This window comes from Herbaspirillum hiltneri N3, assembly GCF_001267925.1.
In the GTDB taxonomy this organism is placed as follows: domain Bacteria; phylum Pseudomonadota; class Gammaproteobacteria; order Burkholderiales; family Burkholderiaceae_D; genus Herbaspirillum; species Herbaspirillum hiltneri.
This window is the reverse complement of sequence record NZ_CP011409.1, coordinates 580,923-606,011: the sequence shown is the minus strand read 5'-3', so window position 1 is coordinate 606,011 and position 25,089 is coordinate 580,923. Positions and strand designations below refer to the sequence as shown.

Sequence of the window (25,089 nt, the reverse complement as noted above, 5' to 3'; positions counted from 1 at the left end):
ATGGCCGATTGTAGACCAGCGTCGCGCCGGAGGAAATCCCGTTCCCGGCAATGTCTTTCCGCGGATGAAAACAGCGTGCCGAAGACGGCGGCGCCATACGATAGTACGATGGCGTCTTTCGTCCAACATAATTTCCCCCTGCATGAGCGACCATATCGATTGCATCGTCATCGGCGCCGGCGTGATCGGCCTGGCGATCGCGCGCGAACTCGCGCTGGCCGGCCGCGACGTGATCATCGTCGACGCCGCCGCCAGCATCGGCAGCGGCACCAGCTCGCGGAATAGCGAAGTGATCCACGCCGGCATTTATTACCGTCCGGGTTCGCTCAAGGCAAAGCTATGCGTGGAGGGACGCGCGCTGCTCTATCGCTATTGCGAGGAACGCCAGGTCGCCCACCGGCGCTGCGGCAAACTTCTTGTGGCGACCGGTCCCGGCCAGGCCGAACGGCTGCAGGGCATCGCCGCCCATGCGGCATTGAACGGCGTGCGCGATTTGCAGCCGATTGACACCGCACAGGCCCGTGAACTCGAACCGGCCTTGCAATGCACGGCGGCGTTGCTGTCGCCCTCCACCGGCATCGTCGACAGCCATGCGCTGATGCAGCAACTGCTGGCCGACGCCGAAGCGGCCGGCGCGGTGCTGGCGCTGCAGACTGAAATCCTGGCCGCTCGCAAAACCTCCGGGGGCATCACGCTTGACGCAGTGACCGCCGATGGCGAAGAAATGCAGCTGTCCGCTTCGCTGGTCATCAATGCCGCCGGGCTGTCGGCGCCGCAGCTGGCGCGCCGATTCGAAGGATTGCCGGCGGCATGCGTGCCGACGCCTTTCTTCGCCAAGGGAAATTATTTTTCGCTGAGCGGCAAGACGCCGTTTTCGCGGCTGATCTACCCGCTTCCGGAAGAAGGCGGCCTCGGGGTGCACCTGACGCTGGACCTGGCCGGACAAGCGCGCTTCGGTCCAGACGTCGAATGGCTGGACATTGAGAATGAACGCGCCATCGATTACGCCGTCGACGCTCGGCGGGCGGACGGTTTCTACGCCGCGATACGGCGCTACTGGCCGGACTTGCCCGACGCCGCACTGCAGCCGAGCTATGCCGGTGTGCGGCCGAAGCTGGCGCGCGGCGGTCCGGAGCAGGATTTCATCGTCAGCACGCCGGCGCAGCATGGCTTCGCCGGCCTGATCAATCTGTTCGGTATCGAATCGCCCGGACTGACCTCATCGCTGGCGATTGCGCGGGAAGTCGCGACTTATTCGGCCGGATAAATTTCCAAAAGGTAATTTTTCAACACCATCCGGCGCCTTGCAAAGCGGTATGCCATGGCGTTTTCGCCACAGTCATACAACGCGCATTGACTTTTAAGACGACCGGTCATATTATTCTCACATGTCCAAGCCAAACACCCGTGACCAAATCTTCAACGCCGCGCTCAAACTCCTGTTGGAACGCGGTTTCAACGCCTCGAGCGTGCAAGACATCACGGTCGAGGCCGGCGTGCCAAAGGGTTCGTTTTACAACCATTTCGAGAGCAAGGAAGCACTGGCGGCGGAAATCGTCAGCGACTACGCATCCCGCCGCAGCACGCTGCGTGAAATTTTGGCCGATGACAGCTTGCCGGCGCTGGAGCGCCTGCGCGGTTACTTTACGGCGCTCAACCAGCGCTTGGTCGACCGTGGTTTCCAGCACGGCTGCATGATCGGCAACATGACCGCGGAATTGTCCGAACAAAGCCCGATGATCCGCGAGCAATTATTGAGAATTTACGGCAACTGGAGCACCGCGCTCGAATATGCGATTGCCGCCGGTCAGCAAGACGGCAGCATCCCGAACCAGTTGAGTGCCAAGACGCTGGCGAGCTTCGTGCTCAATGCCTGGGAAGGCGCAACCTTGCGGGTGCGCGTGGAGCGCAGTCAGGATGCCTTTCATCAGTTCATGGAAGTGGTGTTCAACAAAGTCCTGAGCTAGAACACAGAATATTTGTAGCAAGCCGCTTCATCGGAAGCGGCATTTTTTTCACCAAGTTTAAGACGACCGGTCATTTCAATCCATTTTTATAGCGAGAATTTCATGAACACATCTTCTCTTCCCGCCTCTGCTCCCGCGCCCGCGGCGAGCAATGCGCCCTTGTACTGGATGGCGCTGGGCACCTTCGCCGTCGGCGCCGAGGGTTTCATGATCGCCGGCATTTTGCCGACGGTCGCCAAGGACCTCGGCGTCAGCGTCGCGGTTGCCGGCCAGCTGGTGGTGGCATTCACCGCCGCTTACGCCATCAGCTCGCCGATCCTGACTGCACTGACCGGCGCACTGAGCCGTCGCGGTTTGCTGATCGGCGCGATGACCGCCTTCACGCTGGCCAATCTGCTGGCCTGGCAAGCAAGCGGTTACTGGTCGCTGATGACGGCGCGCATCCTGTTGGCCTTCGCCGCCGGTTTGTACGTGCCCAATGCGCTGGCCCTGGCCGGTGCGCTGGTGGCTCCGGAAAAGCGCGGCGGCGCGCTGGCGCTGGTGAGCGGCGGGATTACCGTGGCCGTGGCGCTGGCCGCACCGCTGGGAACGGTGATCGCCGACAGGCTCAGCTGGCGCATGACCTTTGCCGGGGTGGCGCTGCTGGCGGCGATTGCAACGCTGGGACTGATGCTGGGACTGCCGCGCGGCATCGGCAACAACCTGCCGGTCGCGCGCCTGCGTGAACGTGTGCTGGCCGCCCGCGACCCGGCAGTGCTGCGCGCTCTGCTGACTACGCTGCTGTGGGCCACCGGCGCGTACACCATGTACACCTATTTCGCGCTGTACCTGAACCAGGTCACCGGCATCCACGGCACCCACGTCGGCTACGTGCTGTTCGCCTGGGGCATCTCGGCTGCGATCGGCGTCATGGCCGGCGGCAAGATCGCCGACCGCGTGGGCTTTCGCCGCGTGACCGGTCCGGCGCTGATGTTCCTGATCGCCGCCTTCCTGACGCTGACCGCGATCGCGTATCTGCTGCCGGCCAATCTGGCGGTGCTGCCGGTGTTCCTGAGCGTGATCGTGTGGGGCATTTCGGGCTGGGCCTTTTATCCGGCGCAGCAGACCAACCTGATCAGCATCGCCGGCATCAAGCTGGCCCCGATCGCGATGTCGCTCAACGCCTCGTTCATGTACCTGGGCTTCTCGATCGGCGCCAGCGCCGGTGCATTGACGGTGGCTGACGGGTCGGCCCGAAACCTCGGCCTGGTGGCGGCGGCCTTCGTGTTCGCGGCATGGCTGCTCAAGCGCAGCGCGACGCGCCGGGCAGCGGCATCGGTCGCCTGAGGCGTCTCTCGAACGAAAGCCCGCGCCACTTCAATCGGCGCGGGCTTTATTTTTTCCTGCTGCGTCACTTGACGCCGATCTTCTCCGGAAAGCATTCCACCAGCCAGTCGATGAACACCCGCAAGCGGTGCGTCACGTGCCGGTTCTGCGGATACACGACGTGGAAGGGATATGCCGCCGGACGCCACTTTTTCAGTATCTCCACCAGCGCCCCCTCCCTGAGCGCCGCACCGGCGGCGTAGCTGAAGGTCTGGACTATCCCCAATCCCGCCAGTCCCGCCGCCAGATGCGCATTGCTCTCGTTGACGCCGACCCGGTGCTCGCTCTTGATCTCGGTCTTTTCGCCCTTGTACTCGAAACGAAACGGCAACGCTCGCCCGTTCTGCGACGATACGTAACTGACCAGGCGATGGCCGTTCTTCAGTTCGTCCGGATAGGCAGGCACCCCGAATAGTTTGAGATAGCCGGGCGTCGCGCAGGTGATCAGCGCGGCGCTGCCGATATGGCGCGCCACCAGCGAGGAATTGTCCAGCGGACCGCCGCGGATGACGCAATCGACGTTGTCGCTGATCAGATCCACCGAGCGGTCCGATACGCCGAGGTCGATGCGGATGTCCGGATAGCGCGCGATGAAATCGGGCAGCGCCGGAATCAGCACGTCGCTCGCCGTCGAGCTGCCGATGTCGATGCGCAAATGGCCGCGCGGCTTGCTGCGGGCGGCGCTGAAGGAAGTATCGATGTCTTCCAGGTCGCGCAGGATGCGGATGCTCTTTTCATAGTAATCGCGTCCCTCCGGCGTCACCGTCACCCGCCGCGTAGTCCGCTGCAGCAGGCGCACGCCAAGATGCGCCTCCAGTTCCTGCACCTGCTTGCTGAGTGTGGCGTTGGGCATCTCCAGGGAATCCGCCGCGCGCGTGAAATTGCCCGCCTCCACCACCCGGGCGAAACACCGCATCGCCGACAACTGATCCATACGCCCTCTCCATCGATTCTTTATTATCCACAACCATGGACAGTCATTTCGATTTTACCTACTTTTTCGCATAAACACTTGTGATTAAAGTACACCATGCCTTCCGCAACACAGCAAACGGAAGCGCACCAGGAACATATTTCAATCACATTTAAAGGAAACAATCATGGACAAGCAACTCAACGGAAAAATCGCTCTGGTTACCGGCGGCACCACCGGCATCGGTCTGGCGACCGCACAGGAACTGGCCGCCCAGGGCGCCCGCGTCTTCATCACCGGTCGCCGCCAGGCCGAGCTCGACGCCGCCGTGGCGACCATCGGCACAGTTGCCACTGGTATTCGTGCCGATGCATCGGTACTGGCTGACCTGGATGCGGTCTACGCTCAGATCGCCAAAAGCGCCGGCAAGCTGGATATCCTGTTCGCCAATGCAGGCGGCGGTGACATGATGCCGCTGGGCGCGATCACCGAAGAACATTTCGACCGCATCTTCGGCACCAATGTGCGCGGGGTGCTGTTCACCGTGCAGAAGGCGCTGCCTTTACTGAGCAACGGCGCATCGGTGATCCTGACTGCATCGACAGTGTCGATCCAGGGTACCGCCAACTTCAGCGTGTACAGCGCCAGCAAGGCGGCGGTGCGCAACTTCGCCCGCTCATGGGCTCTGGATCTGAAGGACCGCGCCATCCGCGTCAACGTGGTCAGCCCCGGCCCGATCCGCACCCCCGGCCTGGGCGGCCTGGTTCCTGATGAAGCGCGTCAGGGTCTGTTCGATTACCTGTCGTCGCAAATCCCGCTGGGACGTTTGGGCGAACCGCAGGAAGTCGGCAAGGCCGTGGCCTTCCTGGCGTCGGATGCGGCCAGCTTCGTCAACGGCATCGAACTGTTCGTCGATGGCGGCATGGCGCAGGTGTGATGTGAAAGAGGAAGCAGGAATGTAGAACTGTGGATGCCTGCAAGGCATCCAGCGGACTACAGATACTCCAGATTGCCGTCGACGCTGATGGCCTGGCCCGAGATGTTGCGCGCGGCTGGCGACGCCAGGAACAAGGCCATCGCGGCCACATCTTGGGTGGTGACCAGGCGCCGCAGCGAAATCTTCTTGACGTAGTCTTCGCGCATTTCATCGAAGCTCAGACCGAGCGTCTTTGCGCGGGCGGCGATCACGCCGTCCATGCGCTCGCCTTCCACCACGCCGGGCAAAATCGCATTGACCCGGATGTTGCTGGGTCCAAGCTCGACCGCCAGCGATTTCATCAGACCGACGATGGCCCATTTGGTCGAGGCATACGGCGTGCGGAACTGATAACCCAGGCGTCCGGCCACCGAGGACAAGGTGATGATGCTGGGATTGTCCGAGGTATTCTTCAGCAGCGGAACGGCGCGCTTGAGGAAATAGAACTGGCTGTTCAGATTGGTATTGATGGTCTGGTCCCAGGCGTCCGCATCGAGATCTTCCACCGCGCCGGTGGGCCCGGCGATGCCGGCGTTGTTGATCAGGAGATCGAGGCCGCCGAGCTTTTCCGCGGCGTCGGCCATGACCGCATCGACGTCTTCCCGCTTGCCGACATCGGCGACACCGGCATGGATGCGGGGATGCGTCTTCTTAATTGCGTCGACGGCAGCCGGATTGATGTCGCAGACGTAGACCGCCGCGCCGGTGTCCAGGAAGGCTTCCGCGATGGCGGCGCCGATGCCGGTGGCGGCGCCGGAGATGAATACGCGCAGGCCTGCGTCAGGCTTCAATAGATCAACTGTTTTCATATGGATTCCGACATGATATCCACGCCATCCGAGGCGGGACGTGGGGGGATAAAAGTATCCGGTGAAGAGCGGGGTTGCAAGCCTGCAGCCTTATAGCGTCAGACCGCCCGACACCTCGATCACCGCACCGTTAATATAGCTTGCTTCGTTGCTGGCCAGGAAGGCATAGATGTCGGCGATTTCCTCCGGCTTGCCCAGACGCCGCAACGGCACCTGGTCGCGCATCTTCTGCAAGACCTCGTCGGGCACCGTGGAAAGGATCGCGGTCTCGACAAATCCCGGCGCCACGGCGTTAACGCGAATGCCCTTTGGCCCCAGTTCGCGGCTCCAGGTTTTTGTGAAGCCGATCACGCCGAACTTGGTGGCCGCATAGTTGGTCTGGCCATAATTGCCGTAGATGCCAACCACCGAACTGGCGTTCAGGATGGCGCCGCCGCCACCTTCGATCATGGTGTCGACCACCGCCTGCGAGGCGTTGAACACGGCGCGCAGATTGACGTCGATGACTTCTTCGAACTGGCGCGCGGTCATCTTCTGCAGGCGCGCATCGCGGGTGATGCCGGCGTTGTTGACCAGGGTGTCGATGCGGCCGTATTTCTGCTTCACGGCTTCCACCATCTCGTCGAGGCTGTCGCGCGAGGTCACGTCCAGTTGAAAGCCTTCGGCCTCGCCGCCCGCCGCACGGCATGCCTGCACCGCTGCGGCGACCGCCTCCGCATCGAGGTCGCACACGATGACCGTGGCGCCTTCGCGCGCAAACTTCAATGCCGTCGCCTTGCCGATGCCTTGCGCGGCGCCGGTCACGATCGCCACATTTCCACGTAATCTCATTGCTCTTCTTTCCTGATTTGAATTCAAATTAGCGCACCGATTCATTCCTGATGGATCGCGCCAGCAGCGGCACCAGCAAGAGACCGAGAATCGCCGCCCCGAGGATGACGTTGAAGCCGGCGTTGCTGCGCCCGGTGGCCGTCTCCGCCATGCCGAACAGGTAAGGACCGACGAAGCCGCCCAGCAAACCGATGGTGTTGATGAAGGCCAGTCCGGCTGCGGCCTGCACGCCTTGCATGCGTTTCATGGCAATCGACCAGTAGGACGGCAGCACGCCGCCGGCGAAGAACGCCGTCACGACGAACAGCGCGATCTTGCCGCCGAAGCTGGCAGTGGCGATGAAGGCAATCGCGCACAGCACCAGCCCCATGGTCAGCACACCCAGATAGACGGCGTCGCTGCTGACGCGGCGATGAATGCGCGGCAACACCAGCACCCCGATCAGGAAGCCCATGCCGACGCTGGCCGAGAGCAGGCCCACGATCAGCGGCGAGCTGATGTGCATCTGGCTGACCATGGCCGGGGTGAAGAAGTACAGTCCGACAAAGGCAACCTGGTTGAGGAAATAGATCAGGCCGATCAGAATCGTGGTGGGACGTTTCAAGGCCGCCATCCAGTCGCCGGAAGATGTGTTCGCGTGCTGCGGCGCATCGATGACGGCGTGCTGCTCCAGCGATTTCGCTTCGGCCGGCGTCAGCCACCTGGCGTCGCCGGGCCGGTCGGGAAGCTTGAAGTACAGCAGGATCCCGAGCAAAACGCTGGGCAGTCCTTCAATCATGAACATCCATTGCCAACCGTGCAGTCCGCCCATGCCGTCGAGCTGCATGAGCGCGCCGCCGATGGGATTGCCCAGCATCAGCGCCAGCGCCGGTGCGGTGTAAATCCAGCCGATGGCGACGGCCCTGTCCTTGCCGGCGAACCACAGCGTCACCATGTACATCAGCGCCGGGAACAGGCCTGCTTCGGCGATGCCCAGCAGGACGCGCAGGATATAAAACGACCACTCGCCCGAGACGAACATCATTGCGGTGGACAGGATGCCCCACGTCACCGCGATGCGGGAAATCCATCGGCGCGGGCCGAAGCGATGCGCGGCCAGGTTGCTGGGTACTTCCAGCAGCGCGTAGCCGATGAAGAAGATGCCCGAACCGAGTCCATACGCCGCAGCGCTGATGCCGACGTCGGCGGCGAGATGGATCTTCGCCAGCGCGACGTTGGTGCGGTCGAGAAAGGACATGAAGTAGATCGCGCACATCAAGGGAATCAGCTTCAGAAAAGCCTTGTGCGTGGCAAGCCGGTGCAAACCGGCGTCGCCTGGTACGGTGTTGTTGGTCATGATGTCTCCTGAAAATATTCAGTATTTGTTTTGGATGAAGCAAACTCAGGGGGAAATCTTGTCGCCGCCCTTGAGGCCCAGCATTTCGCGCGCTTCCGCCGGCGTCGCAATGTCGAACGAGAGTTCTTCGAGGATGTGGCGAATCTTGCGCACCTGCTGCGCGTTGCTCTCCGCCTTCACGCCCTTGGCGATGTAGACGCTGTCTTCCAGGCCGACGCGCACATTGCCGCCCAGGATCGCTGCCATGGTCACCAGAGACAGCTGATGCCGTCCTGCCCCGAGTACCGAGAAGTGATAGTTCTCGCGTCCGAACAGCCGGTCTGCGGTGGCGCGCATGACGCTCATGTTTTCCGGATCGGCACCGATGCCGCCGAGGATGCCGAACGCCGCCTGGATGAAGAACGGCGCCTTCACCAGTCCCTGCTCGACAAAGTGCGCCAGGTTGTACAAGTGGCTGACGTCGTAGCACTCGAACTCGAAGCGCGTGCCCTGCGCACCCAGCTCGAGCATGATCTGCTTGATGTCGCTGAAGGTGTTCTTGAAGATCGTGTCTTCCATGCCTTCGACGTAATCCTTCTCCCAGCCATACCGCCAGTCCGTGATCTTCGCCGCGACCGGGTGGATGGAAAAATTCATCGATCCCATGTTGAGCGAGCACATCTCCGGCTGCAGCAGGCGCGGATAGGCGAGGCGTTCGGCCAGCGTCATGCGGGTGCTGCCGCCGGTGGTGATGTTGATGACCGCGTCGGTGGCCTTGGCGATATCGGGAACGAACTGGCGAAACACGGCCGGGTCCGGCGTCGGACGGCCGTCCACGGGATCGCGCGCATGCAAATGGATGATCGCTGCGCCGGCCTCGGCCGCCTCGATCGCCTGGTCGCGGATCTGCGCCGGCGTGATCGGCAGGTATGCCGACATGGAGGGAACATGGGTAGCGCCGGTGACGGCGCACGAGATGATGACCTTCTTGCTGGTTTTACTCATTTGGCATTCTTTGACGAAATTGAAAACGACAGCAAGCCGCGGTTGAGCAGATGAAAACGCACCCCATCCCCATCAACCAGTCTCCTTGCTTGTATTTTTAAGAAGATGCCGCGCACGGATCAGCTTCATTGTGGGACCGATCATAATCAGTTAAAGTCACCGAAGTAAGGTCTTTAACGGACACTGAGAAGTCATATTCGGACAATCTTCAAGGAGTTAATTTGTCGCCGATCACCATGCTCAATGAGCCTCTTTATGCGCCTTACAAGATCGCGGCGCTGGTCGAAGTGCTGGCGGAACAGGGCATCTCTGCGGAGGACTGCCTGGAGGGAAGCGGCGTCAGGCCGGACCAGATTTACGATGCGTCGATACTGACCTCGGTGCGCCAGTACGCCACGGTCTGCAAGAACGCCATCGCGCTGTCGACCGATCCTGCCACGCCGTTCAAGGTCGGCGGGCGCCTGCATCTGTCGGCTTACGGCATGTACGGTTACGCGCTGATGTCCTGCCTGTCGCTACGCGACTATTTCAAGCTGGGCGTGAAATACCATAGCCTCGCGACACCGACGCTGAAAATCGACTGGACCGAGTATCCCGATCGCGCGGTCTGGTCATTTCCGGACGCGTTCATTTCCAGCCCGTCGCGCGAGTTGCGCGAATTCATCGTCGAGCAGCAGTTCACCCAGCACGTGACGCACCTGCAAGACGTCGCCGGTCACAGCTGCCCGCCGCTCAAGGCCTGCTTCTCCTATCCGGCGCCGGCGCATGCGGCGATCTACAGCGACTACATCGGCTGCCCCTGCTATTTCGACCAGGAAGCGTGCGAGCTGGTCTACGACAGCGCCATCCTGGGACAGCAGCCGCAACTGGCGCACAAGCTGACGGCGAAGCTGCTGCAGAACATGTGCGACCGCCTGATCGGACAATCCAAAGTGTCGGTCGGCGTAGCCGGCGAGGTGTATCAGGTGCTGATGAGCAAGCCCGGCGTGTTCCCCGACATGGAAGGCGTGGCTGACGCGCTGAAGATGACCAGCCGCACACTGCGCCGGCGCCTGGAGGCGGAAGGAACCTCATTCGTCGCCATCACCGACGACGTGCGCTGCTCACTGGCGCTGGAATACCTGCGCACCACGCAGATGAGCACGGACGACATTGCGATGCTGTTGGGATTCAGCGATGGTGCCAATTTCAGGAGGGCGTTGAAGCGATGGACTGGGAAGGCGCCGAGCGAGTTGCGGAAGTAGTGAAACGGATGCTGAGAAATGACGTATCGGACCGGTTGCTGCGCGCATGTTGACGGCAGCCGGGTCCAGACGTGAATGCCCTCAATCGGCGATCAATTCGAATACCGGAGTCGCAAAGACATCGCCGACCGGACCGCGCTCCGATCTGTCATAGGCCTTTTCGGGAACAAAGAATACGTCGTCTCGGAAATGCTGTTTGAAGGCCGTCCGGAAAGACTGAATCGCATTGCCGTCTTCCACCACGTCCGTGAGATTTTCGGTCAGTTGCACATAAATAGTTTCAGCCCCCAACTCTTCCACAAGGTATGCCGGTGCGCTCAGAAGACGATCTTTTCCCAAAAGACGCACATAAGGCGGGCCGAAGACTGTTCCCCAGAACACATCGGGGAGCCAGTGCCGCAGAAGATGGGTAAAAAACATGAAGCGCTCTCCGTACGGCGCAGAACCGCTTGCGATCGCGAAATCCCTGTACTGCTCTGCAAGCACGTCAACGAATGCAAAATCCGCTTTTGAATACTCGCTGGCAGTTTTCAGATAGCCGAGGAGAGTCGTTTGATCTATCTTCCCCAACTCCGAAGTAAAACCGATCTTCGCATGTGTGCTGGAAACCTGAGTTGATTTGCTTTGCCAGCGGACATCGAAAGTCCCCTCCATTTTCGGTGATCTTTTACGTTGCCAGTAGACCGTTTCGCACGCTCCCTTCTCAGGGATCAGATCGGTCAGATTTCCTGCATCGAAGCTCCGGTCAAGCGGTTCCCACCAGCCCCATTGTTCCGGCAACATCAGAGGGAAATGAGTGCAGTAAGTCTGCACAGCGTCAAGAAAGTCCTCCGCCTTCATCAAACTTTGCGGGCTGTATACCCCGGCAGTTACCGGAAATTTAAACTTCACTCAATATCTCCCGTGTGGCTTCTAACTCAATTGCAATACGCACGTATTGCTGACGCTGCGCCAAGATTTATCGCGCGAAATGCCTTGCTACCCACTGCTCACACGCCGTCCACAGTTGCGGCGCGCCTTTCTGAATCACCGGACCGTAGCGCGACAGCACCTGCTCCAGCGAAACCCCGTTCTCCGTCCAGGTTCCGCCGCCGGTAAATATGTTGATCAGCAGCGGCTGGAAGCGGTCCAGCGCCTTGGCGAATTTTGCGTCCTCGGTTTCCGCCCGTTCGAATTCCTGCCACAGTGCCAGAAACTGATCGCCCTGGTTTTCGGGCAACATGCCAAACAAGCGCTCCGCCGCCTTGACCTCCTGCTCCGCCTGCACCGCCGCTGAAGACCCGCCGTGAATAGGGAAATCGCCGACGTCGATCTCGACGATATCGTGCAGCAAAAGCATGCGGATGACGCGATTTGAGTCCACGGTGCCGTTGGCGTACTCGCTCAGCAGCAAGGCGTACATGGCCAGATGCCAGGAATGCTCGGCGGAATTTTCCCTGCGGCTTCGGTCGAGCAATGGCGATTGCCGCACCACCGTTTTCAGCCGGTCGATTTCTCTCAGAAAGCCCAGCTGCTTTTCCAGTCTTGCCAATTCCATGGTCTTCCTGCATCGAAATACAATTTCAAGATTATACAAAGCGATAAAAAAGCCCGGATACCCGGGCTTTTTTTGCATCAGGACGCAAGCGCCGAATACTCCCCCACCCCGTCAGGCCACGGCGTCAGCACCTCAAACCCGGTGTCCGTCACCGCGACCATGTGCTCCCATTGCGCGGACAGCGAGTGGTCCTTGGTGACGACGGTCCAGCCGTCGGGCATTTCCTTCGAATGCCGCTTGCCGGCGTTGATCATCGGCTCGATGGTGAACACCATTCCGGTTTGCAGCGGCAGGCCGGCGCCCGGTTGGCCGTAGTGCAGAATCTGCAGATCTTCGTGATAAATCCGGCCGATGCCGTGACCGCAGTATTCGCGCACCACGCTGAAACCCTCCTTGTGCGCGACCGATTGAATGGCATGGCCGATATCGCCCAAGGTCGCTCCCGGCCTCACCGCGAGAATGCCGGCGCGCATTGCTTCATAGGTCGCGGTCACCAGCCGCTTCGCCAGAATGCCCGGCTCGCCGACAAAATACATGCGACTGGTGTCGCCATGCCAGCCGTCCTTGGTCAGGGCGACGTCGATATTGACGATGTCGCCGTCCTTCAGGGCCCGGTCGGAAGGAATGCCGTGGCAGATGACGTGATTGACCGAAGTGCAGATCGTCTTCGGATAGCCGTTGTAGCCGATGTTGACCGGCACCGCGTCCAGCACGTCCACGATGTAGTCGTGGCAGATCCGGTCCAACTGGTTGGTGGTGACACCGGGACGGACATGCTCCGCAATCATCTCCAGAACCTTTGCCGCCAGCGCTCCGGATGTGCGCAGCATGGCGATGTCGGCGGGCGTCTTGATCTCGACTTCGGTGAACATCATGGTTTTGCAAGCGCGAGGGTGATTTCCTGACGCTCGTCTTCGGCGCGCGCCTGCTGCTCCGCCTCGCGCAGTTTCTGGCAGATCTCGTTGTAGCAAAGGCCGGGGTTCAACTCGGCCATCATGCCCACGCGCAGCCAATGCTCCGCTTGCGAGTTGATCGAACGGCTCATTGCGCCGCTGCTGAGGCGCAGGTTGGTGTGCATCTGCTCGGTGATTTTGACGATTCCCATGAAGAGCCTTATATAAATCGCGTATTAATCATATATAAAACGTATATTAACATGATGCCTCGGGAAGTGTTCAGCGGGGCAGGGCTTCGTTTACTTCACACGACTTAAATCATCTGTCCGCGATCATAAATCTTGGCAAACTCAAAAAACATAAGCAATTGATTTCATTGAAAATATTACTTTTCGCGATCAAAAATAATGTCATCGGGCGCGCATAAATAATGTCACTGGTTTAGCGAACGATCAAAAATAATGACACTGGTATGGAGTGCACCCTCGGGCTAAACAAAGACTGATCAAGAAACTAAGCCCCTTGCCGAACGCGTTGTGCTTCGACATGGTTACCATCCTCCTGCCGCATAAATGCACCAGCTCTCATCTCACGCCGCAAACTTTGGCAGACCGATGACGAATGACACGCCATTTTCCTGGTTTTCAGCAAAGATGCTTCCCTTCATACCGAAGACGATATACATCTGAGCAACGAACAGGCCTTGGCCGAAATTGCCCTCTCCACCTGTTGATTCACCAAGTTCGAATATCGCATCAAGGCGATTGTCCTCGATATGCGGCCCCTGATTGAAGATTTCTAAGGTAACGGCGTCTTCATTCTCAGATAACCTAATCTCGATAAGCGTACCAACCTGGCGATATGTTTTTGCGTTTTCGAGGATGTGACAGATTACCTGCTCCAAGTTAATCTCATCGTATCGCGCAAAAACATTAGAAGTCTTTCCATGATATGAAAGACCATAGGTTGACGCCATATTTATACAGAATTTCTGCAAATACTCAGCTAAGTCACCTCGCGCCACCACCACACGGTTATTCCTCAGGCCTTGCTCAATAGACGTCGCTTCGGCCAGCGCTTCGACAGCGCGGTTCATCCTCTCCAAGACACGAAGATCATCACCCTTGGTGGTGTTCATCAGTGTCTGCAGCGGGGAGCGGAGTTCATGCCCCATTGCATCCAAAATGCGCTGCCGGGACTTCATATGCTGCTCACGTGAATGCGCCTTATCCCGCTCTCGCTTCTGACTCCTGCGCAAACCGTCACCTCTCGATCGCAGCTTGCGAATGAGAAGGTTCATGATACGCCCGAGAAGCGTAATTTCATTCTTCCCTCTATAGGTAGGGAGATTCTCGCGCGATAGAGGAGAAAGCGTAAAACGGAACGCTACCTTGATGACTCGGCGTACATAAAACATCACGTACAACCAAAGCATTTCAAGGCAGACGATGATGAACAACGCCGCAGTCAGGAACAACAGCGACCTAGTAGCGATGTCAGGCAAAGATGCCTTCTCTTCTTTCAGTGTGATAAATAGTCCTGGCCCAAGAACTTCTTGCTTAGCTTCTTCTGCCTCTCTCTTGAAATTGAAGGTCTTTACCAAGAATCCTGCTAACCAATCCGATGCCTGTTGAAACCAGGAGGGCGGTGGCCCAATTGCAGGAGTGAGCGACTTGGATTGCCAGATTGGCCTAATTTTTGATGACGAGTAGTAGGAAGACCCCTTCTAAGAATTGGAGAGAATCTGTTTCAATCCGACGTACTGATATGCAATTTGGAAATCGTGTAATCCCCCGGGCTAACCTACGCACTTTATCGGCCAACAATCGGATGGTATTTGTTCCTCATTGCTGTTTCCAGCTTGGGTGCAATCACGTCGTAATTCACAATACCGCTCAAATCTATGGTACTAACGCGCCATGCTCTTGTCATCATTGTTGGGCGACATCCCAGTTTCATGGAAAAAGTACGTTGCTTAAGCGGAAAATGCACATGTTGGTGCAAACGTTGGCCGACGTTCTTCGATTTGCCAATATAGACGGGCATCCAAGGAAGAAGCACGCCAGACTCTTTATGTATTTTTACGCGCTTTTTTTGTGGATTTGCCACAAATTGATTTCGGTATTGTTCGTCCATCCATTCCTGCTGGAAAGCATCTAGCCAGTCCTCCAAGGTAGTGGCAGTCTTGCCCGCGGTATTGAGCTCAATGTAATAGATTCCAGGATACGTCTGTTTTTCGATGAGTCCGTCGTCGAACAAATCGCCGACAATGTCAAAGGCGACAGATGACGCTATAAGCGTAAACTCTTTGAACAAAACATCGAGACCATTATCGATTGTTTGAATTTTCTGCAGGCCCATGTTTTTTCAGGAAAGGATTCAGGAATCAAGCTGTTTTACGACCCGATTCGCCTGCCTGGTTCCGCTAGCGAATCGAGCCGTAGATTTTGAGAAGCGCTACGAGCCAAATGACTCGTGCGTGTCTGACCTGCGTCGGTAATTTGTAGCCAGTCAGGCAGTGAGTCGGTTGTCGATCATATTCGATTCCAGCCAAGCTCGACGGACCGCTGCTGGAGGTTGGTACTGATGTGCGCTATGCGGCCTGCGCTCGTTGTAGAACTGACGTCATCTTTCGATCAGCACTTTCGCCTCTACCCGGCTGCGGAACCACTCCCGGTTAAGCAATCCGTCACGCGGCTTGCCATTGAAGCTTTCCACGAATCCGTTCTGCCATGGACTGCCTAGCGCAATGAAGGCCGGACCGGATATAGCGACGAACTGTGTTTCGAGAGATGTCCAGCCGGCGCGCAATCTCTCTGATCGAAATGCGATCCCGGATGTACCAGCGCCGAATAGCTCCAAGTAGGGCCACGTCTATCACTTCGTTCTCCCGCTCGCTGACATGAGCAGGATTGTGGTCTAAACATGGGTCAGCTTAGGATGCAAATTTCCGGGAAAAGTGGCAATGCTTTCATTCAAGCCTACGGCGCTGTACTCGGCACTTCTGCGATAGAGCATAAGAACCGTATTTACTATCGATAGTTGCGATCCCGAGGAGATCTTCTTGTTTTGATACTTTTATCAATTTCATCCATGTGATCGCCGTTTGCGTCCACATCTGCAATAAGGGCTGCGCTGACGAACCCCGACCCCGGTTCATCCGAAACAGCAGGAAGTCGCCAAACTTCATATCGTGTGACGCCAGACTTTGTTCCTGACGGTGGTGTGGGATTAGCCCCCCAATATTTTGCGACCTCCGGATTGGTCCGCTGCAACTCATCGAAGTCAATTGTCCAACGATGATCAGATACTGTGCCGAATTTAGGAACAATACTTGGGAGAAGGTAGCCCCGGACAATATTGTCCAAATCATGAAGTATCGCCGGCGGTGTCTCCGGGCTTGGTCGAATAATGACTTCAAGAGCTACTGGAACGACAAGGGGATTAATGAGCCAATCCCAGCGATTCTTGAAAGCAGTAATTTCTTTCGAGATGTTCTGCTTGAATATATCCGAACTGCCTTTAATAATTGGTAGCTCACCAACTTGGAGTCGGAGCTTGGATGCGCTTACGTGACTCCCCCACATTGCCTTCTCAAAGCTCATTGTGATGCCTTTTGGGCGGCCGTACATCCAGCTCAGAACGGGGATAGTCACGCCACTTCACTTGAGCAAGGCTCGTTGCGCGTACCATCGCACCATATTCCGGTAAGCCTCATATTGCTTGTCATCAAGATACCGATTGTTATTTTCATCGCTGTCTATGAGATCACGGAATCTCTCGACCCAGTCTGCCTCACGGTCTTGCTCATAGAGGTAATCACTGCTCATCTCGATGGAGCGCCTTGCCTCAGCCGCGAACTCAAGATCATCGAGTGCTGCTGCGAATGGTCGCGCTTCAATGCTGATAGTAGGAGAACTTTCTCCATGGCGACAAGAAACGGAGAGCGCTTGAATTTGCCGATCATCCCTATACAAGAGATGTCGGCGTGGCCATTTCACAAGCGGGCGCCGCACACCGAGAAGATCTAACAGATTTTTGGCGATTGTATGTGCTTGCGGCGCATCCTTGCTTGTCGTCGCAAGATTAATTTTCAGAGCAACGTCGCCCGAGAAGGTTGATCGTTTCATCGAAGTTAATTGTTCAGCGACTGCGTTCTGGAATTTATCCCGATCATCTCCGGGCATATTCTTCGACTGCGGCTCAATATCGTCAATGTAGATATGAACGCGCCGCTGCTGGCGCTTCTGATAGCGAGCGTAAGCACCAGCATCGCTATTCATGAAATCCTTGAATCTGCTCATACCTCCCGAATCACCTTTCTCACTATTGATACGTTCTATGGTAGAAAACGGTCAAGTTATCAGAATAGAATGGAAGTGAGTTGGCACCTCCTCTTTGTGAATCGGAAACTCGCATTCGGTTTATACCCACTGATCAGCACTCATCGTAGCGCGTATGACCCAGCCGACGATCTGACGCGAATAGAGATCCATTACCGCCCCAGATACAACCATCCTTCGCAGGTTCGGATGTAGGTGATATTGGTTACGCCGCTGCGCCAGATCGAGCAGTTTTCATTGCGCAAGAGCAGAGGACCGCAGATCGACAAAGCCAGGTCGTCTTCTGGGCAAGCCTGCTGGCGCTGGGAGACCCAAAGAGCAATAAATTTTATTGTGGAAAACTGGCGTGAGTATGTTTTTTGGTTGGCAGCGGCCACATAATTTATATGAAAAAAATGGAGCTGTCTTGCTAACCCAAGGCGGGCGGTGAGGTGATCTTCTTGTCGAGCCGACTCCAAAGATGAATGGACGACGGCCCACCCCAGGGTTCACCACGCCAATCATCGCTTGATTGCAAAGTCCGGTAATATGGCTCTATTTCGCCGCCCGGGAGCGAACGCAGTAAAGACGAGGCTTGAGTTTGACAATCGGGAAACAGAAGAAGAATCCGTCGAGCGCTGTAAACTAAATGCTCTCAAGCACTGTGCCAAAGTAAGACGGATAGTCTTCCAGCACAGCTGCGACTAAATCACGGTACTCGGGCAACGCAGCGCGGAAACTAAATCCGTCATATCCATCCAAAAAAAGCTCTAGTGCAATATTCTGCGCAATACATCTGTCGGCCATACCGGCCTCATAAGCTGACACGGCAAGTTTGTTCGGTAAGCCGTAGGCCAGAGACTTCTGAAACTCATTCAAGGGGCCAGCCTCTTGGCTATCGAGTCCTGCAATTCCAAAAAGAAACTGACCAATAGCGGCGGCAACCAGCGGACAGTCAAAACCAAGACAGCCCTCCAAGTACTGGAGCACGTCAGCTTCGTTGAGTTTTCGCCGCTTAGATTCTCCCCACGGTTTGGAGGCTTTGACATCTTGCGCCAAGGTGATTAGCTCGCGATAGGAGGCTCCCCGCATCCATTCCCGAGCAAGCTGTATTGATATGCCGGCTGGCTCCATTCCGGTCAATAGCGTATCGTCGACCAACGAGTTTAAAAGCGGCCATACTGCTTCCAGCCAGGCGTCAGATGTCTGAAGGGCTCTCAGCGTGGCCTCATGCTCCTGAACCCATGCCTCTACCTTTCTCCCATCAAAGGCGCTTAACAGAGTCTTTGCGTAGGTCGCCTGTTCAGCTGTATCAGGAACTAACTCTTCTATATATGTAGCAGACAGCTCAAAAAGTCGCATAAGAGACTCTCGCGCAGCCGCATCCGCTAGAGAGTAGGCAAGCGTCGAGGCCGCTAGGTCGCGTACTTTGGACAACATGATTTCGAAGCTATCGACACCACGATTAGCCATCAAGTAGCTTTCTAGAGCAGATAGCTGCCGCTGCCTACTCGAAATCTCCTTTATCAACGAACGGTAGTTAAATCCAAGTTGCTTATTTGCTTCAGCAATCTCAGCGGCCCAGGCCTGCAATTCGTTGCCTCGTTTAAAATAGGCCTGCAGCATATTTTCTGTGGAGATTGGTAGGACGTTATTGCCATCGGGGGCCTCGATGGGTGCCAGCAAGTTGAGGAGCGAGCTAGACGTCTCTTCGGAATTCTCTGCCTTCAATAATCCGACAGCCGCCTCCAGACGCCACCGCTCCCCTTTATTGTCGATGACCTTTGGGTCAGCAAAAAGGACAAGTCCTTCTGTATGCATGCCTGCTCGACCGGCACGACCAATCAGGTTCTGGAAGTCCCGTGTCTTGATTCGTTCAGCACCTTGATTTACGCCTGATACGATGAGATACCGAATCGGCAAATTGACACCTTGCGCCAGGGTCGAAGTACAAATCACGAGCTTGATTAGCTCGCTCTGCATCGCGTGCTCAATCGACAACCGCAATCCTTGTGGCGTAGTTCCATGGTGGACAAAAACGCCAAGCGCTGCAGCCTTAGCTACCATAGAGTCCGGGCCAAAGTTTTGCGTTGCTAAATGAGTTAAACGTTGAGTTTCACTAGCATCTGACGCCAAAGCAGGCGCTGGGAGCTTGAAACCTCGTTCGTAAATTTCAACCGCACGTTCGGCCAAGCCACTCGCAGTATCCTTTCTACCGCAGAACACGGCTACGGCACCACTAGGTGCCAAGCGAATACCCAGGTAAAGCGAAACGTCTTTCCACGCATCAGTTCCCTTTTGTGGAAATACTCGTTTCGTACGTTCTCTCGGACGCGATTCCAGCTCTTCGGCCTCAATACTCCTGGGAACGAAATAGTCCGGATGCATATAGTTATCTGATTCAAAGAACAATAATTGACCGAGGCGCTCGCTCCAAGTCGCAAATGCGACTGAGCGAGCAGTAGATAGCAGCCCGCTTCCGTCCACCACATTTGGTTCATTACCAATTAACCAAGTCCCGACTGCCTGCGCGTTCCTGATGACAGCGGATATAAGAACGGTCTGTGCCGATTCTTGAAGCAACCCCTTAATTTCGGTCAATAGAAGCTCATAGGTAATGCCACGTGGACCAGTATCGAACTGGTGGCCCTCGTCATAAACTACCAATCCAATATGAGCAACCAAAGACGGCTCTTGCCTGAGCACATACAAAAACTTCTCCGGTGTCAATACCATTAGGTGTCGGGTTGTTGGGGCTGCCTGGCCAAACAATTCGGCCAACTGCTCGGAAAAATCTAGTTGTAGGGCGTCAGAAAGCTCATTCACCTTGACGTCCTCACCCTTGAACGCATGACGAAGCGAAGTAGCAATCTCGTGGCACAACGCACGAAACGGTGCTACGAGTACGGCAACTCGCGTCCGGTCGCTCAAGAAAGCACTTCGAAGTATGATTTCGACGGAGCGTGTTTTGCCTGCGCTAGTAGGCATTTGGACTAACCCTGACTTACCAGCGAACAGCTCAGCTCTTCCGAGCAGCTTCTGGGAAGGCCACAGTTCCTTTGGGAAGCCAGGGCGACGGATTGCCTCCGCCCAAGCAGAACTGTCCAAGCCACTGAAGTCCGGCAACAACGTCCAAGCAGAACCAGCCATGCGCAGCTTAATCACCGCAGCAGTAACTTCGGCTAAAAGAACTTCCCGGGAAGTGCCGCTGGCATAGGTCAATCGACGAATTTTATTCAATAATTCAAGTACAAGCTCGGGCGAAGCGCCGTCGTTGAAGTGACCCATTAGCCGAAAGGATAACTCGTACAGAAGCTCCGTGAGCCAATGCTCAGCCAAATTAGGAGGACGACGCCAGTCAGCTTGCAATACCCACATCGTCAGGTGCTCAACTGCATTGACACCTTCGGCCAAAAGCCGCCGGGAAAGCACCAGGCTGCTTCCCGGACGCTGACCCAAAAAATAGCTAGCAGATGCGAGCAGCGTGACTTCTCGAGATACGTTAGTATCAAATCGAGAATCTAGGTAGGCGTCGAAGAAGCTGGCTGCAAAGCCAATTTCGTCCCGTAGGTCCTGCCCTAGGCCGCTCTCGACGTCTACAGCATCATTCAGCGCTGCAGCAGCGTCCATCAGCGTCCCTATGGCCAAAGGAAATAAGGCAGCAGGTTCAACCCCATCTGGCACAGCAATATGGGACTCTTCCGGCAATCCCAACTCATACATCTTTCCTTTCGACCGCGTAATGCCAAAGTACCGACGGCTATTAATTTCAGGCTTCATCGGCGGCTCGCTGGTACAAGGTGTGAGCAAGGGTCATTAGGGCGTTCCCCTTAATGGAAATTAGCTTTAAGTTGGCAGCGTTGTTGTGTTTGGCGACATTAGTTCCGCTGATAGCCCCTGGGTCGAACGCCTCGTCGGAAAGAATGGCGGCAGCGCCTGACAGCAGTCGGTAGGGACGGTCAACAGCGTTTTGAAATCGCTGAACCACCCGCATGGAAATATTTTCGCCAGCCATATGCATACGCCGTTTCATCGCAGCCAACGTCTCGCCAGCTCGGAGATAGTCTTTGCCTGAGTCATCGACAGCAACTTGCAGACGGTCCTTATACTTGCCACCGCCAAGTTGAGCTTTCGCCTCGAAGGTCAACATCTCGTCGGTCGGCTTCGGTTGCTCTGGGTCATCGCACTGAAAACCGATAATATCTACACCTTTGACGGACTCGTCTCGACTCCCCTTCTCCGCATATTTGCCACGTGGAACCCAGTAGCCAAGGACAAACTCGACGTAGTCCGCTACAAGTAATTCCGCAAAATCTCCAGAGCGGACGGCGGGGCCAGGTTTCTCGCTCTTGTCGGGGAAGACCAATTCCAATAGATACTCAGCTCGCGACTTTCCTGTCCCCTCTCGCAGGATGTCAAGGTCCTCATCGGAGCAGTACGTCTGACGAAATCTTTTAGCCCATTCACTTAGACAAGCCGCATCAGCAGCGATAGCGAGCTCCCAAACGTCGCATTTTTCACCACTACCTAAACTCAAAGTACCTATTTGCTTGAAGTTTTGGAGGTATTCGGGCTTAGGAGACAAAGAACGCACCATGTATGCTTCGCTATTCAAAACTAGTTGATAGGATATGTTTATCTCTAACGAACAGCACGAATCAAGTCACCGCCGCTATCTTTCTTGAGAAGGTCATAGACCACATCCAGGAACAGTCCACGAGTTGCCTCATCGCTCAACAGCTTGGTCGCCATTGCCTGGTGACTCTGCATGGCTTGCACGATGATTTGAACAGCCGCCTGCGGAAGATTGGCCTTCATTGCCTCCTCCTTGGTGTTGTTCTCAACCTGCGCCATCACCTGCTTATCGTCCCTGAGGCATTCGGAAACGTGGACTGCCAGCGCGACTTTGTCTTTCTCACTCACGTCCTTACCGAAGGCGTTGTTAAGCTTCTCGACCAAGTCTTCAAGGTAGGCCTTCTGCGTGTCACGCCCCTCTCGCATCCCGTTATCGGTAATCGGGTCCAGCGTAGGCGTTTCGCCCTCAGGCCCAACGCCTTCCAGGTCCCCACCCTTCCTGATACGGAAATGCGTCAGTTTCAACCCTTCGAGGTCAATCTGGTCCGCGCCAACTCCGCGCAATCGCTTACGCAGCAAACGGGCAAATCCAGCAAATGCCTCCAACTCAGGGTCACCAAAATCAATGAGCTGCGCGATGTACTCGTAGTTGCGGACGAACTTAGCCAGGCTCGAGCTGAATACGATGAGCTCATCTCGCTCCGTCGAAGCCTCCGCCCGGTAGGCGTCAGCTTCTTTTTTCCCAACCTCGTTGCCGTCCTTATCGGCTTTCTCCCAAACCTTTTCCCAATGGTCAATCGCCTTCGTCAACTCATCGAGCTTCTTGTTGAAGCGGTCAGTAGCAGGCTGGGTTAGGGTGAATAGCTTCTCGTGGGTGACATTTTTATCCACGATAGCTTCGGCGAAGCGCGCAACCTCGTTGGGCTCATAGATGTGTGCAGAGTCCAGCTTTTGCTTCAAGTCATAAACAACGTTGAAGTCTTGGACGTCAGAAACCTGGGCGTCACGGTAGTACTTCTTAAATGCCGCCAGTATTTCATCCGGCTCATTCACAAAATCGATGACGTATGTTTTGTCTTTGCCCGGATAGGTCCGATTCAAACGCGATAAAGTTTGGACAGCCTCAACACCCGAGATTTTCTTGTCCACGTACATCGCTACCAGCTTGGGCTGGTCGAAGCCCGTCTGGAACTTGTTCGCGACAATCATCACTTGGAATTCTGAGGTATCGAAAGCCTTACGCATATCCCGACCACGAAGGTCAGGATTCATATTCACTTCGTTGAACTGGTAGCCTGCATCCAACTGGTCGTCAATCAATACATCGGTCTGTTTGTCTTTGTTAGCGACGTCGCCGCTGAAAGCAACCATTGCGTGTAAGTTCGCATAACCCTGGGTCTCACAAAAAGACTTGAACGCACGGGCATAAGCCACTGCGGAGGCGCGGGAACCGGTTACCACCATGGCTTTGGCCTGCCCATTCAGTAGACGGGCCACGTTGGCACGGAAGTGTTCAACAATAAGCTGAACCTTCTGCCCCACATTAGTTGGGTGCAGAGACATCCACTTCGCCAAAGAACGCCTTCCGGATTTTTCATCCACACGCTCGTGAGCGGCCTTTGCCATCTCCGAACCCAAGCGATACGCAACCTTGTAGGAGGTGTAATTCTTGAGAACATCAAGAATGAACCCCTCGTCGATGGCCTGTTGCATCGTGTACAGATGGAACGGCACCGGCGGATTCTCTTTGGATACTGGCTGACCTTGGACCTTGGGTCGACCAAAAAGCATCAAGGTCGAGTGTTTCGGCGTCGCCGTGAAGGCGAAGTAACTGGCGTTACTGGGACGCTGACGAGATGACTGCCAGAAAGCAAGCTTCTCTTCTTTACTGAGCTTGTCCCATTCCTCCTCACTTTGGCCAGTCAACACGAAGCGCAAGTCATCGGCTGTGCTACCGCCGGTGCTGCTGTGTGCCTCGTCGATAACCACGGCGAAACGGCGGTTACGCAAGCTTTGTTCCTTGAGGATGGCCTCTTGCGCATAGGGGAAAGTCTGCACCGTGCATACGATGATAGGTACGCCATCCAGCATGGCCTTGGCCAACTGCTGACTCTTGGATAAGCTGGAGGTCTCACGGTCGACTGCTTTGACTACACCCGATTGGTGCTCAATCTGGGTAATGGCATCCTGTAGCTGCTTGTCCAGCACTGTACGGTCGGTGACCACAATCACGCTGTGGAAGTACGGCTCACCGTCTGGATGACGCAGGCGAATGAGGGCGTGCGATGTCCACGCGATGGTGTTGGTCTTGCCAGAGCCAGCACTATGCTGAATGCAGTATGGCTGACCAACGCCCTCAGCGCGCACAGCAGACATCATCTTCGTCACAGCTTCCCACTGGTGGAAACGCGGGAAGATGATGTTTTCCTTGATAGACGTGTTACCCTTCGCGTCCTTGCCCTCCTTCTTCTCAAGGAGAACAAAGCGGTGGAAGATGCGCAGCCAGTTATCTTTCTGGAGTACATGCGTCCAGAAATAGCTGACCGGATAAGTAGGCTGACCGTCTGGCCCAGTCTCACCAGGAGGATTGCCCGCACGGCCGTCGTCGCCACGGTTGAAGGGCAGGAAGAAAGTGGAGTCGCCAGCCAGTTTGGTAGTCATGTAGATGAGGCTGTCGCTCATCGCGAAATGCACTACCGCACCACGCTTGAACGTCAACAAGGGCTCTGCGCGGCCCGTGGATTTGCTCTTGGGCTCGCGGTCTTCCTTGTATTGCTTGATGGCAGCAAAAACGGACTGCGTGAAGTCGGTCTTGAGCTCCACAGTGGCCACAGGAAGCCCATTGATGAAGAACACCAAGTCAATGGCGTTTTCGTTGTCGAGCGAATAGTGCACCTGGGGAACCACTCGCAGAATGTTGCAGGCATAGCGCTGGGCAACGGTTTCATTGCGATCGTCTTCAGGTAGGCTCTCGCTCATCTTGAGCGTGCCTGCACCGGCCAGCTGGAAACCATCGCGCAACACCACCACGGTGCCACCGTCCTTAGCCTCCAGCACCTTCACTAGGCGGTCGAGAACAGTTCTCTCAGTGTTAGCACCATTCAGGCTTTCAAGCTTTTTCCAGGCGGTTTCCTGGCTCGACTTTAGCCAGGTGACGACATCCTCTGGATAGAGCGCCCGCGCCTTATCATAGGCAGCCGGCTCCCCGATTTTCCAACCACTGGCTTCCAGTTGTTCAACGATATGTCGCTCAAGTTCGCATTCGTGGTGAATCAGGCTCACGCGGGCCTCCCTGTTTTTCGTTTGTTTTTTGGTTAGTTGTTTGGCCCGGCCT

The 25,089-nt window shown here is 56.3% G+C and carries 21 protein-coding genes and 3 pseudogenes; 5 read left to right on the top strand and 19 right to left on the bottom strand.

All coding sequences use genetic code 11. The annotated features are described in order from the left end of the window. Positions 1–142: 142 nt before the first annotated feature. The 3 genes from F506_RS02685 (at position 143) to F506_RS02675 (ending at position 3,293) form a co-directional block, all read left to right on the top strand. A complete protein-coding gene (locus F506_RS02685) occupies positions 143–1,267 on the top strand; it encodes an NAD(P)/FAD-dependent oxidoreductase (protein ID WP_053195220.1) in 1,125 nt (374 codons plus the stop codon). 121 nt (positions 1,268–1,388) lie between these two features. Next, a complete protein-coding gene (locus F506_RS02680) occupies positions 1,389–1,967 on the top strand; it encodes a TetR/AcrR family transcriptional regulator (RefSeq protein WP_053195219.1) in 579 nt (192 codons plus the stop codon). Between the two features lie 102 nt (positions 1,968–2,069). Further along, positions 2,070–3,293 carry an MFS transporter gene (locus F506_RS02675; RefSeq protein WP_053195218.1) on the top strand — a complete coding sequence of 408 codons (1,224 nt, stop codon included), beginning with the start codon at positions 2,070–2,072 and terminating at the stop codon, positions 3,291–3,293. A gap of 64 nt (positions 3,294–3,357) precedes the next feature. Here the strand turns inward: F506_RS02675 and F506_RS02670 are convergent, their stop codons facing one another. Continuing rightward, positions 3,358–4,266, bottom strand: a complete 909-nt coding sequence (locus F506_RS02670; RefSeq protein WP_053195217.1) for a LysR family transcriptional regulator — start codon at positions 4,264–4,266, stop codon at positions 3,358–3,360. Positions 4,267–4,432: 166 nt separating this feature from the next. Between F506_RS02670 and F506_RS02665 the strand changes: the two genes are divergently transcribed. After that, positions 4,433–5,182, top strand: coding sequence for a glucose 1-dehydrogenase (locus F506_RS02665; protein ID WP_053195216.1), 750 nt, complete (start codon positions 4,433–4,435; stop codon positions 5,180–5,182). A gap of 56 nt (positions 5,183–5,238) precedes the next feature. Here F506_RS02665 and F506_RS02660 read toward each other — a convergent pair whose 3' ends face one another. From F506_RS02660 to F506_RS02645, 4 genes are all read right to left on the bottom strand, one after another. After that, the gene (locus F506_RS02660; RefSeq protein WP_053195215.1) at positions 5,239–6,030 is read right to left on the bottom strand and encodes an SDR family oxidoreductase; all 792 of its coding nucleotides are present in this window, start codon (positions 6,028–6,030) and stop codon (positions 5,239–5,241) included. A 90-nt stretch (positions 6,031–6,120) separates the two neighbouring features. Continuing rightward, on the bottom strand, positions 6,121–6,861 hold the full coding sequence (fabG, locus tag F506_RS02655) for a 3-oxoacyl-ACP reductase FabG (protein ID WP_053195214.1): 741 nt from the start codon (positions 6,859–6,861) through the stop codon (positions 6,121–6,123). A gap of 28 nt (positions 6,862–6,889) precedes the next feature. After that, positions 6,890–8,197, bottom strand: coding sequence for an MFS transporter (locus F506_RS02650; protein ID WP_053195213.1), 1,308 nt, complete (start codon positions 8,195–8,197; stop codon positions 6,890–6,892). Between the two features lie 45 nt (positions 8,198–8,242). Continuing rightward, positions 8,243–9,181, bottom strand: a complete 939-nt coding sequence (locus F506_RS02645) for a BKACE family enzyme (protein ID WP_053195212.1) — start codon at positions 9,179–9,181, stop codon at positions 8,243–8,245. Between the two features lie 236 nt (positions 9,182–9,417). Here F506_RS02645 and F506_RS02640 point away from each other — a divergent pair, with 236 nt between their 5' ends. Beyond that, positions 9,418–10,425, top strand: a complete 1,008-nt coding sequence (locus F506_RS02640; protein WP_053201182.1) for an AraC family transcriptional regulator — start codon at positions 9,418–9,420, stop codon at positions 10,423–10,425. Between the two features lie 81 nt (positions 10,426–10,506). Here F506_RS02640 and F506_RS02635 read toward each other — a convergent pair whose 3' ends face one another. The 14 genes and pseudogenes from F506_RS02635 to F506_RS02590 all read right to left on the bottom strand — a co-directional run bounded on the left by F506_RS02635 (position 10,507) and on the right by F506_RS02590 (position 25,037). Continuing rightward, positions 10,507–11,316 carry a hypothetical protein gene (locus F506_RS02635; protein ID WP_144423976.1) on the bottom strand — a complete coding sequence of 270 codons (810 nt, stop codon included), beginning with the start codon at positions 11,314–11,316 and terminating at the stop codon, positions 10,507–10,509. 67 nt (positions 11,317–11,383) lie between these two features. Beyond that, a complete protein-coding gene (locus F506_RS02630) occupies positions 11,384–11,962 on the bottom strand; it encodes an HD domain-containing protein (RefSeq protein WP_053195210.1) in 579 nt (192 codons plus the stop codon). A 77-nt stretch (positions 11,963–12,039) separates the two neighbouring features. Further along, positions 12,040–12,834, bottom strand: coding sequence for a type I methionyl aminopeptidase (gene map / locus F506_RS02625; RefSeq protein WP_053201180.1), 795 nt, complete (start codon positions 12,832–12,834; stop codon positions 12,040–12,042). Further along, the gene (locus F506_RS02620; protein WP_053195209.1) at positions 12,834–13,067 is read right to left on the bottom strand and encodes a ParD-like family protein; all 234 of its coding nucleotides are present in this window, start codon (positions 13,065–13,067) and stop codon (positions 12,834–12,836) included. The genes map and F506_RS02620 overlap by 1 nt, the downstream gene beginning before the upstream one ends. Positions 13,068–13,447: 380 nt before the next feature. Beyond that, the gene (locus F506_RS02615) at positions 13,448–14,461 is read right to left on the bottom strand and encodes a sensor histidine kinase (RefSeq protein WP_053195208.1); all 1,014 of its coding nucleotides are present in this window, start codon (positions 14,459–14,461) and stop codon (positions 13,448–13,450) included. 209 nt (positions 14,462–14,670) lie between these two features. Then, on the bottom strand, positions 14,671–15,219 hold the full coding sequence (locus F506_RS02610) for a GIY-YIG nuclease family protein (RefSeq protein ID WP_053195207.1): 549 nt from the start codon (positions 15,217–15,219) through the stop codon (positions 14,671–14,673). 150 nt (positions 15,220–15,369) lie between these two features. After that, positions 15,370–15,612 (bottom strand): annotated as a pseudogene (locus tag F506_RS22500) (integrase core domain-containing protein); the annotation flags it as partial. 1 nt (position 15,613) lies between these two features. Then, a pseudogene (locus F506_RS22975) lies at positions 15,614–15,739 on the bottom strand (winged helix-turn-helix transcriptional regulator); the annotation flags it as partial. 151 nt (positions 15,740–15,890) lie between these two features. Next, positions 15,891–16,463 carry a hypothetical protein gene (locus F506_RS23530; protein WP_200907706.1) on the bottom strand — a complete coding sequence of 191 codons (573 nt, stop codon included), beginning with the start codon at positions 16,461–16,463 and terminating at the stop codon, positions 15,891–15,893. 57 nt (positions 16,464–16,520) lie between these two features. Beyond that, positions 16,521–17,162 (bottom strand): hypothetical protein, encoded by a 642-nt coding sequence (locus F506_RS23525; protein WP_200907705.1) that lies wholly within the window; start codon positions 17,160–17,162, stop codon positions 16,521–16,523. Between the two features lie 132 nt (positions 17,163–17,294). After that, a pseudogene (locus F506_RS22970) lies at positions 17,295–17,419 on the bottom strand (IS3 family transposase); the annotation flags it as partial. Between the two features lie 406 nt (positions 17,420–17,825). Beyond that, positions 17,826–20,960, bottom strand: a complete 3,135-nt coding sequence (locus F506_RS02600) for a DEAD/DEAH box helicase (protein ID WP_083457540.1) — start codon at positions 20,958–20,960, stop codon at positions 17,826–17,828. Further along, positions 20,950–21,777 (bottom strand): hypothetical protein, encoded by an 828-nt coding sequence (locus F506_RS02595; protein ID WP_053195205.1) that lies wholly within the window; start codon positions 21,775–21,777, stop codon positions 20,950–20,952. Before F506_RS02595 ends, F506_RS02600 begins: the two co-directional genes overlap by 11 nt. Positions 21,778–21,821: 44 nt before the next feature. Then, entirely contained in the window at positions 21,822–25,037 is a 3,216-nt protein-coding gene (locus F506_RS02590) for a type I restriction endonuclease subunit R (protein ID WP_053195204.1), read from the bottom strand. Between the last annotated feature and the right edge of the window lie 52 nt (positions 25,038–25,089).

What these genes read in the sequence shown, in the direction of transcription:
- F506_RS02685 (WP_053195220.1), top strand. Translation starts at nt 143, where the DNA reads ATGAGCGACCATATCGATTGCATCGTCATCGGCGCCGGCGTGATCGGC.
- F506_RS02680 (WP_053195219.1), top strand. Translation starts at nt 1,389, where the DNA reads ATGTCCAAGCCAAACACCCGTGACCAAATCTTCAACGCCGCGCTCAAA.
- F506_RS02675 (WP_053195218.1), top strand. Translation starts at nt 2,070, where the DNA reads ATGAACACATCTTCTCTTCCCGCCTCTGCTCCCGCGCCCGCGGCGAGC.
- F506_RS02670 (WP_053195217.1), bottom strand. Translation starts at nt 4,266, where the DNA reads ATGGATCAGTTGTCGGCGATGCGGTGTTTCGCCCGGGTGGTGGAGGCG.
- F506_RS02665 (WP_053195216.1), top strand. Translation starts at nt 4,433, where the DNA reads ATGGACAAGCAACTCAACGGAAAAATCGCTCTGGTTACCGGCGGCACC.
- F506_RS02660 (WP_053195215.1), bottom strand. Translation starts at nt 6,030, where the DNA reads ATGAAAACAGTTGATCTATTGAAGCCTGACGCAGGCCTGCGCGTATTC.
- fabG (WP_053195214.1), bottom strand. Translation starts at nt 6,861, where the DNA reads ATGAGATTACGTGGAAATGTGGCGATCGTGACCGGCGCCGCGCAAGGC.
- F506_RS02650 (WP_053195213.1), bottom strand. Translation starts at nt 8,197, where the DNA reads ATGACCAACAACACCGTACCAGGCGACGCCGGTTTGCACCGGCTTGCC.
- F506_RS02645 (WP_053195212.1), bottom strand. Translation starts at nt 9,181, where the DNA reads ATGAGTAAAACCAGCAAGAAGGTCATCATCTCGTGCGCCGTCACCGGC.
- F506_RS02640 (WP_053201182.1), top strand. Translation starts at nt 9,418, where the DNA reads ATGCTCAATGAGCCTCTTTATGCGCCTTACAAGATCGCGGCGCTGGTC.
- F506_RS02630 (WP_053195210.1), bottom strand. Translation starts at nt 11,962, where the DNA reads ATGGAATTGGCAAGACTGGAAAAGCAGCTGGGCTTTCTGAGAGAAATC.
- map (WP_053201180.1), bottom strand. Translation starts at nt 12,834, where the DNA reads ATGTTCACCGAAGTCGAGATCAAGACGCCCGCCGACATCGCCATGCTG.
- F506_RS02620 (WP_053195209.1), bottom strand. Translation starts at nt 13,067, where the DNA reads ATGGGAATCGTCAAAATCACCGAGCAGATGCACACCAACCTGCGCCTC.
- F506_RS02610 (WP_053195207.1), bottom strand. Translation starts at nt 15,219, where the DNA reads ATGGGCCTGCAGAAAATTCAAACAATCGATAATGGTCTCGATGTTTTG.
- F506_RS23530 (WP_200907706.1), bottom strand. Translation starts at nt 16,463, where the DNA reads ATGAGCTTTGAGAAGGCAATGTGGGGGAGTCACGTAAGCGCATCCAAG.
- F506_RS23525 (WP_200907705.1), bottom strand. Translation starts at nt 17,162, where the DNA reads ATGAGCAGATTCAAGGATTTCATGAATAGCGATGCTGGTGCTTACGCT.
- F506_RS02600 (WP_083457540.1), bottom strand. Translation starts at nt 20,960, where the DNA reads ATGAAGCCTGAAATTAATAGCCGTCGGTACTTTGGCATTACGCGGTCG.
- F506_RS02595 (WP_053195205.1), bottom strand. Translation starts at nt 21,777, where the DNA reads ATGGTGCGTTCTTTGTCTCCTAAGCCCGAATACCTCCAAAACTTCAAG.